The sequence below is a fragment of the Trebonia sp. genome (genome assembly GCF_030042015.1).
Taxonomy (GTDB): Bacteria; Actinomycetota; Actinomycetes; order Streptosporangiales; family Streptosporangiaceae; genus Trebonia.
This window is the reverse complement of the sequence record NZ_JASIAL010000013.1, coordinates 1-8,098: the sequence shown is the minus strand read 5'-3', so window position 1 is coordinate 8,098 and position 8,098 is coordinate 1. Positions and strand designations below refer to the sequence as shown.

Below are 8,098 nucleotides of genomic sequence, written 5' to 3'. Positions count from 1 at the left end.
ATTTTCCAAGATCCTTTTCGAAGACAATGGGGAAAGATCTTGACCGTGGTGAGGGCGCTCATTGATCCTGGCGGGGGTGGACGTGGTGGGATGCGGTCGATGCGATCCTCTGGCCGGGCGGCGCGATCTGCCTGGTGGCATCGTGCACGAGACCGTGTCGTGGGTGGTGAATCACGCGGTTGGCCCGATGAATCTTGGCACCTTGGTCGTCGGGCCGCGGGGGCACGTGGTGGCGGAACTCGGGCCTATCCTGCGCGACACCGCGCGTGGTGGAGGCGCTGTGCCAGCCCCAGCAGACCTACGTGTGCTCACATCGCGGTCCAGCCGGTAACGGCCGCAGTGGTGGTCCGGCACGGTGGCCTGCGATCGGGGCAACTTCAGGCCAGGATGCTGGCGGGTGGCGACCAGCCACACGGAGTTGACGCAGAGCGGTTCTGCGAGCGGGCCCGCGCGCTATTCCGGCGATCCGCAGCAGGGGAGGCGGGGGAGTCGCAACTGTTCGTGATGAATGAAACGTTGTGGCGGCCTCAAGCGCTTTCTGAGAAACCGTGTTTACCCTGGTCCGGATCCTGGGGCTGGGACGGAGGGAGGTCCGGCATCGACGCTGACGTGATCGTGGTGGGGGCCGGGCTCGCGGGCCTGGTGGCCGCCGCCGAAGCCGCGGCCGCCGGCCGCACGGTGCTGCTGCTTGACCAGGAGCCGGAGCAGTCGCTCGGCGGGCAGGCGTGGTGGTCGTTCGGCGGGCTGTTCTTCGTGGACTCACCCGAGCAGCGACGGCTGCGCATCAAGGACTCCGTGGAGCTGGCCTGGCAGGACTGGATGGGCACCGCGGGCTTCGACCGGCCCGAGGACGAGCTGCCCAGGCGCTGGGCCCAGGCCTACGTCGAGTTCGCCGCCACCGAGAAGCGGTCCTGGCTGCGGCAGCTGGGCCATCGGGTAATCCCGGTGGTCGGCTGGGCCGAACGCGGCGGCCACCTCGCCACCGGCCAGGGCAACTCCGTGCCCCGGTTCCACATCACCTGGGGCACCGGGCCCGGCGTGGTCGAGCCGTTCGCGCGCCGGGTATGGGCCGCGGCGGACGCCAGGCGCCTTGAGTTCCGGTTCCGGCACCGGGTGGACGCGCTCACCGTCACGAACGGCGTCGTCGACGGCGTCACGGGGACGGTGCTCGAGCCCAGCGACGCACCCCGGGGCACGCCGAGTTCGCGAACCGCCGTTAAAGAGTTCGAGCTGCACGCCCAGGCGGTGATCGTCGCCGCCGGCGGGATCGGCGGCAACCACGAGCTCGTCAGGGCGGCCTGGCCGCAGCGTCTCGGCGCCCCGCCGGAGCGGATGCTGTCCGGCGTGCCCGCGCACGTGGACGGCCGGATGATCGGGATCGCCGAAGCGGCGGGCGGGCAGGTGATCAACAGGGACCGGATGTGGCACTACGTCGAGGGGATCACCAACTGGGACCCGATCTGGCCGCTGCACGGCATCCGGATCCTGCCCGGGCCCTCCTCGCTGTGGCTTGACGCCACGGGGCGCCGGCTGCCGAGCCCGCTGTACCCGGGCTTCGACACCCTCGGCACGCTTGAGCACCTGCGGCGCACGGGATACGACCACAGCTGGTTCATCCTCACCAGGAAGATCATCGCGCGCGAGTTCGCGCTGTCCGGCTCCGAGCAGAACCCGGACATCACCGGGCGGGACCGCCGCGCGATGCTGACCAGCCGCCTCGGCGGCCGGGTGCCCGGCCCGGTGCAGGCGTTCGTTGACCACGGGGAAGACTTCGTGACCGCGCGCAGCCTGCGCGGGCTCATCGACGGGATGAACAAGGTCACCGGGGGAGACCCGCACCTCGACGCAGCCTTCGTCCACGCCGAGGTGGCGGCGCGGGACGCCGAGGCCGCCAACCGGTTCAGCAAGGACGGGCAGCTGACGGCGGTGCGGGGAGCGCGCGCGTACCTCGGGGACCGGCTGCTGCGGGTGGCCCGGCCGCACCGGCTGCTCGACCCGGCGGCCGGACCGCTGATCGCGGTCCGGCTGCACGTGCTCACCCGCAAGACGCTCGGCGGGCTGCACACCGACCTGGGGTCGCGCGTGCTCGGCGCGGACGGCACGCCGGTGCCCGGGCTGTACGCGGCCGGCGAGGCCGCCGGGTTCGGCGGCGGCGGGATGCACGGCTACCGCTCGCTTGAGGGGACGTTCCTCGGCGGCTGCCTGTTCTCCGGCCGCATCGCCGGCCGGGCCGCGGCCGCCGCGACGGGCTAGTAAGCCGGTCGTGAGTTTCAGGGGCACCACGTGAGTCGTTTTGCGTCGCTATCTAGCACTGTGGGCTTTTCGCCGGGCTCCTGCTGGGTTCTGCTAGGAGCATGGCTGATACGAGGCTGGAACCGGTGATCCTGTCGGACGACGAGCGGCGCACCCTGGAGAACTGGGTTAAGCGGCGGAGCACCGCGCAGGGACTGGCGCAGCGCGCGCGGATCGTGCTGGCCTGCGCCGACGGCGGGAACAACGTCGCGGTCGCGGCCCGGATGCGCGTTCACCGCAAGACGGTGGCCCGCTGGCGGGGCCGTTTCCTGGAAAAGCGGCTGGACGGGCTGACCGACGAGCCGCGGCCCGGCGTGCCCCGCTCGATCACCGACGCGCAGGTGGAAGACGTCGTCGTCCGCACCCTGGAAGAAGCGCCCGAGGGATCCACCCACTGGTCCAAACGCGAACTTGCCCGCCAGGCCGGCATCTCGGCGACCAGCGTGCAGCAGATCTGGCGGGCCTTCGGCCTGCAGCCCTGGCGCACCGAGACGTTCAAGATCTCCCCCGACCCTCTCCTCGTCCCCAAGATCCGCGACGTCGTCGGCCTGTACCTGAACCCGCCGCAGAACGCAGTGGTGTTCAGCGTGGACGAGAAACCGCAGATCCAGGCGCTGGAACGCACCGCGCCCGTCCTGCCGATGCTGCCCGGGGTACCCGAGCGGCGCAGCTTCGATTACACCAGGCACGGCACCACCGACCTGCTCGCCGCCCTGAACATCGCGAACGGCAAGGTCATCAGCAAGCTGTCGGCCCAGCACACGGCCACCGACTTCCGCGACTTCCTGGACCAGATCGACCATGCAGTCGAGCCGGGACTGGACGTCCACGTGATCTGCGACAACCTCTCCACCCACAAGGCCCCGGCTGTGCACCGATGGCTGCTGGCGCACCCCCGCTTCGTGCTGCACTTCACGCCCACCTACTCGTCCTGGATCAACCAGGTCGAACGCTGGTTCGCCGAGATCCAGCGCCGCTGCCTCGACCGCGGCGTGTTCTGCTCGCTGGAGGAACTCACCACCGCCCTCCAGGAATGGATCAAGCTCTGGAACGACTCCGCCCGCCCCTTCAAGTGGACCAAGACCCCCGACCAGATCATCGACGCCATCTGCCGCTACTGCGACCGAATTTCACGACCAGCTCACTAGCCACGAAGGACCAACGTCCCTGCCAAAGGGGGACCAACCGGCCCTTCTGGCGTCATCCGGGGCAATGGTTAGGTACCCGGGTGAATGTGCTGGACCTATCCCGGTGGCAGTTCGGCATTACCACCGTCTATCACTTCCTCTTCGTGCCGATCACGATCGGCCTCGGGTTCCTTGTCGCGGGCTTCGAGACCGGGTGGCTGCGCACGGGAAACGACCGCTGGCTGCGGCTGACAAAGTTCTACGGCAAGCTCTTCCTGATCAATTTCGCGCTCGGCGTCGTCACGGGAATTGTGCAGGAATTCCAGTTTGGCATGAACTGGTCCGCCTATTCGCGGCTGGTCGGGAACATCTTCGGCGCGCCGCTGGCGATAGAGGCCCTGCTCGCTTTCTTCCTTGAGTCCACGTTTCTCGGGCTGTGGATCTTCGGCTGGGACCGGCTGCCGCCCAAGGTGCACAACGCCTGCATGTGGCTCGCCGCCACGGGGACGCTGCTGTCGGCGTACTTCATCCTGACCGCCAACGCCTGGATGCAGCACCCGGTCGGCTACGTCTACAACCCGAAGACACACCAGGACGACCTGTCCAGCTTCGCGGCCGTGCTGTTCAACCCCGCGCAGCTGGCCGGGTTCCCGCACGTGATCGCCGGGTGCTTCCTCACCGGCGGGTCGCTGGTCGCGGGCGTCGCGCTGTGGCACCTGATGCGCGGGCGGGCAAGCGGCCACAACGCAGACAGCACAGACAGCGCCGACAGCGCCGCCAGCGCGGAGGCGGCCGCCTTCCGCAGCGCGCTCAAGGCCGGCGGGATCACCGCGATCGCGGCCGCCGTGGTGGTCGTGGCCACCGGCGACATCCAGGGCAAGCTGTTCACCACCAGGTATCAGCCGATGAAGATGGCCGCCGCGGAGGCGCTGTACCACACCGCCAAGCCGGCCCCGTTCTCGCTGTTCACGATCGGCTCGCTCAACGGGTCGCACGCGATCTTCAGCCTTGACATACCGCGGATCCTGTCGTTCCTGGCCACGGGGAATTTCAGCGCGCAAGTCCAGGGCATCGACAACCTGCAGCAGCAGTACGCGCAGATCTACGGTCCCGGCTCCTACACCCCGATCATCCCGGTCACGTACTGGTCGTTCCGGTTGATGATCGGCGCCGGGCTGCTGGCGGCGCTGATCGCGCTCGTCGCGCTGTGGGCCACCCGCAAGGGCCGCCTGCCGACCTCGAGAGTCCTGCTGTGGGGCGGGATCGCGCTGCCGCTGCTGCCGCTGCTCGGCAACACCTTCGGCTGGATCATGACAGAAATGGGCCGCCAGCCGTGGCTCGTCTACGGCCAGCTGAAGACCGCGGCGGGGGTGTCGGCGAACTCCGCCGGCGAGGTGCTGACCTCGCTGATCATCTTCACCCTGCTCTACGGCACGCTCGCGGTGATCGAGGCCGGCCTGATGCTCAAGTACATCAAGGCGGGCCTGCCCGGCGAGCCCGAGCCGGGCGCGCCCACAGCAGACCAACCCCTCGAACTCGTCTACTGACCCCGGGGAAAGCCATGCACCTGTCCGACCTGTGGTTCATCGCGATCGCCGTGCTGTGGGCCGGCTATTTCGTCCTGGAGGGGTTCGACTTCGGCGTCGGCATCCTGCTGCCGTTCCTCGGCCGGGACAACACGACGCGGCGCGTCGTCATCAACACGATCGGCCCGGTCTGGGACGGCAACGAGGTCTGGCTGCTCACCGCGGGCGGCGCCACGTTCGCCGCGTTCCCCGCCTGGTACGCGTCGATGTTCAGCTCGTTCTACCTGCCGCTGCTGCTCGTCCTCGTCGCGCTGATCATCAGGGGCGTCGCGTTCGAGTACCGGGGCAAGCGGGATAACAGCATCTGGAGGCACGGCTGGGACGCGGCCATCTTCCTCGGCTCGCTGCTGCCCGCGATCTTGTGGGGGGTCGCGTTCGGCAACGTGCTGCGCGGCATCCCGCTCAACGCCGAGCACAACTTCACCGGCAACTTCTTCACGTTCCTCAACCCGTACGCCCTGGTCGGCGGGCTGGCCACGCTCACGCTGTTCACCTTGCACGGCGCGCTCTTCCTGGCCCTGAAGACCACCGGTGACCTGCGCAGGCGCGCGAAAAGGGCCGCCGCGGCGGTCGCCGTGGCGGCCATCGTCGCCGGCGGCGGCTTCCTCGCCTGGACCGAGGCCAGCCACCGCTCAGGGACGACCACCGGCACCGCGATCGCCTCGGTCGCGTGCGCCGCGCTCGCCGCCGCGGCGCTCATCGCCGCTGTGGCCGCCCACTGGGCGGGACGGGAGGGCATCGCGTTCGCGGCGAACGCCACGGCGATCGCGGGCGCCACCGCCGCCCTGTTCACCGCCCTCTACCCGAACGTGCTGCCGTCCACCACCAGCGCCGCCTACTCGCTGACCACGGCCAACGCGGCCTCCGCGGCCAAGACGCTGATCGTCATGACGGTCGTCGCGATCATCTTCCTGCCGTTCGTCCTCGCCTATCAGGCGTGGACGTACTGGGTCTTCCGCAAGCGAGTGAAGGCGTCCTGAAATGCGGCCGCTCGACCCCCGCCTGCTCCGCTACGCCAAAGGCGCCGCCGCCTGGATCGGGGCCCTCGCGGCCCTCGGCGTCCTCACCGCGGCGCTCGTCATCGCCCAGGCCCAGCTGCTCGCCACGATCATCGCAGGCGCGTTTGTCGATAAGGCGACACTGGGCACGCTGCGCACCGCCGTCATCGCGCTCGCCGCCGTGTCCGCGGCACGCGCGCTGACCGCCTGGGCCGCCGAGGCCGCCGCGCACCGCGCGAGCGCCGCCGCCACGTCGCGGCTGCGCCGCCGCCTGCTCGCCGCCGTCGTCGGCCTCGGCCCGTCCTGGCAGCGCACCCGCCGCACCGCCGAACTCGCCGAGCTCGCCACCACGGGCATCGACTCGCTCGACGGCTACTTCACCAGCTACCTGCCCAAGCTGATCCTGGCGGTCGCCGTGCCGCTCGCGGTGCTGGCGCGGATCGCCACCGCCGACCCGGTCTCGGGGATCACGGTGGCGGTCACGCTGCCGCTTGTGCCGGTGTTCGGCGCGCTGATCGGGATCGCCACAAGCAAGCACGCCCGGCGCCGGTGGCAGGCCCTCGGGCAGCTCGCGCATCACTTCCTCGACGTGGTCACCGGCCTGCCGACGCTCAAGGTGTTCGGCCGCGCGCAGGCGCAGCGAGACCAGATAGCCAAGGTCACCGCCGAGTACCGGCGCGCCACGATGGCGACGCTGCGGCTGGCCTTCCTGTCCAGCCTGGCCCTGGAGCTGATCGCGACGATGTCGGTCGCGCTCGTCGCCACCGAGATCGGGCTGCGGCTCGCCTACGGCGACCTCGGCCTGCGCACCGGGCTGCTCGTGCTGATCCTCGCCCCCGAGGTGTACCTGCCGCTGCGGGCCGTGGGAGCGCAGTTCCACGCCACCGCCGACGGGCTCACCGCCGCGCAGGAGGTCTTCACCGTGCTCGAGACGCCCGTTCCGCAAACCACAGTCACACCACGAGAGGTGACCCTGCCGGAGCTGATCACCGTCGACCGGGTCTCGGTCCGGCACGAAGGCCGCGCCGAGCCGGCCCCGCACATGGCGTCCCTAACCATCGCCCCCGGCTGCATCACCGTCGTCACCGGGCCCAGCGGCTGCGGGAAGACCACGCTGCTTAGCTGCATCCTGGGCTTCACCCGCCCGGACGCGGGCAGCATCAGCCCGCCATGCCCGCCGGACACCTACGCGTGGCTGCCGCAGGATCCGGTGCTGTTCGCGGGGACGGTCGCGGACAACATCAGCCTCGGCCGACCGGGCGCGCCGCCCGCTGAGGTCGAGGCGGCGGCCCGCGCGGCCGCCCTCGACGACGTGCCGCTCGACCGGATGATCGGCGATCGCGGCACCGGCCTGTCCGCCGGCCAGCGCCGCCGCGTCGCGCTTGCCCGCGCCCTCCTCGTGCGCCGTCCGGTGCTGCTGCTCGACGAGCCCACGGCCGGACTCGACGCCGCGGCCGAACGGCGGGTGCTGGCCACCCTGCGCGAGCAGGCCCGCGCGGGCCGCGCGGTGCTCGTGGTATCGCACCACCCGGCGGTCATCGACGCCGCCGACGAGGTGGTCGACCTCGACAGGACAGCGGTGCTGTCATGAGAAGCAGGCTCACCCTCGCCGCGCTCCTCGGCTCGCTCGCCGCCGCCTGCTCGGTCGGCCTGCTCGCCACCGCCGCCTGGCTCATCTCCCGCTCCGCGCAGCACCCGCCCGTGCTGTACCTGATGGCCCCGGCCGCCGTGGTGCAGGCGTTCGGGCTCGGCCGCGCGGGGCTGAGGTACGCGGAAAGGCTGGCCGGGCACGACGCCGCCCTCGGTCTCCTTTCATCATTCAGAACGAGCGCTTACGACTCCCTCGCCCGCATCGCACCCGCGGGGCTGTCGGAGTACCGGTCAGGCGATCTCATCTCCCGGCTCGTGACTGACATCGACTCGCTCGCCGACCGGTGGCTGCGCGTCCGGCTGCCCTATGCCGTCGCGGCGGTCGCCGGGGCGGGCGCGGTGGCCGTTTGCACGCTGCTGCTGCCCGCCGCGGGCCTGATCCTGGCCGCGAGCCTGGTCACCGCCGCGCTGGCCGCGCCCGCGGTGGCGCTCGCCGTCGCCCGCC

5 protein-coding genes and 1 pseudogene are annotated in these 8,098 nt (G+C 70.7%); all 6 read left to right on the top strand.

The features are described from left to right. The first annotated feature begins 609 nt into the window (after positions 1 to 609). Positions 610 to 2,253 carry an FAD-binding dehydrogenase gene (locus tag Q1N79_RS00520; RefSeq protein ID WP_300602722.1) on the top strand — a complete coding sequence of 548 codons (1,644 nt, stop codon included), beginning with the start codon at positions 610 to 612 and terminating at the stop codon, positions 2,251 to 2,253. Between the two features lie 101 nt (positions 2,254 to 2,354). Next, on the top strand, positions 2,355 to 3,440 hold the full coding sequence (locus Q1N79_RS00515) for an IS630 family transposase (protein WP_300602719.1): 1,086 nt from the start codon (positions 2,355 to 2,357) through the stop codon (positions 3,438 to 3,440). Positions 3,441 to 3,520: 80 nt separating this feature from the next. Next, positions 3,521 to 4,966, top strand: a complete 1,446-nt coding sequence (locus Q1N79_RS00510) for a cytochrome ubiquinol oxidase subunit I (RefSeq protein ID WP_300602717.1) — start codon at positions 3,521 to 3,523, stop codon at positions 4,964 to 4,966. Between the two features lie 14 nt (positions 4,967 to 4,980). Continuing rightward, positions 4,981 to 5,985, top strand: a complete 1,005-nt coding sequence (cydB, locus tag Q1N79_RS00505) for a cytochrome d ubiquinol oxidase subunit II (RefSeq protein WP_300602714.1) — start codon at positions 4,981 to 4,983, stop codon at positions 5,983 to 5,985. A 1-nt stretch (position 5,986) separates the two neighbouring features. Next, complete coding sequence (cydD, locus tag Q1N79_RS00500; RefSeq protein WP_300602711.1) at positions 5,987 to 7,594, top strand: thiol reductant ABC exporter subunit CydD; 1,608 nt, start codon at positions 5,987 to 5,989, stop codon at positions 7,592 to 7,594. Further along, positions 7,591 to 8,098 (top strand): annotated as a pseudogene (locus Q1N79_RS00495) (thiol reductant ABC exporter subunit CydC); the annotation flags it as partial. The gene cydD and the pseudogene Q1N79_RS00495, both read left to right, overlap by 4 nt.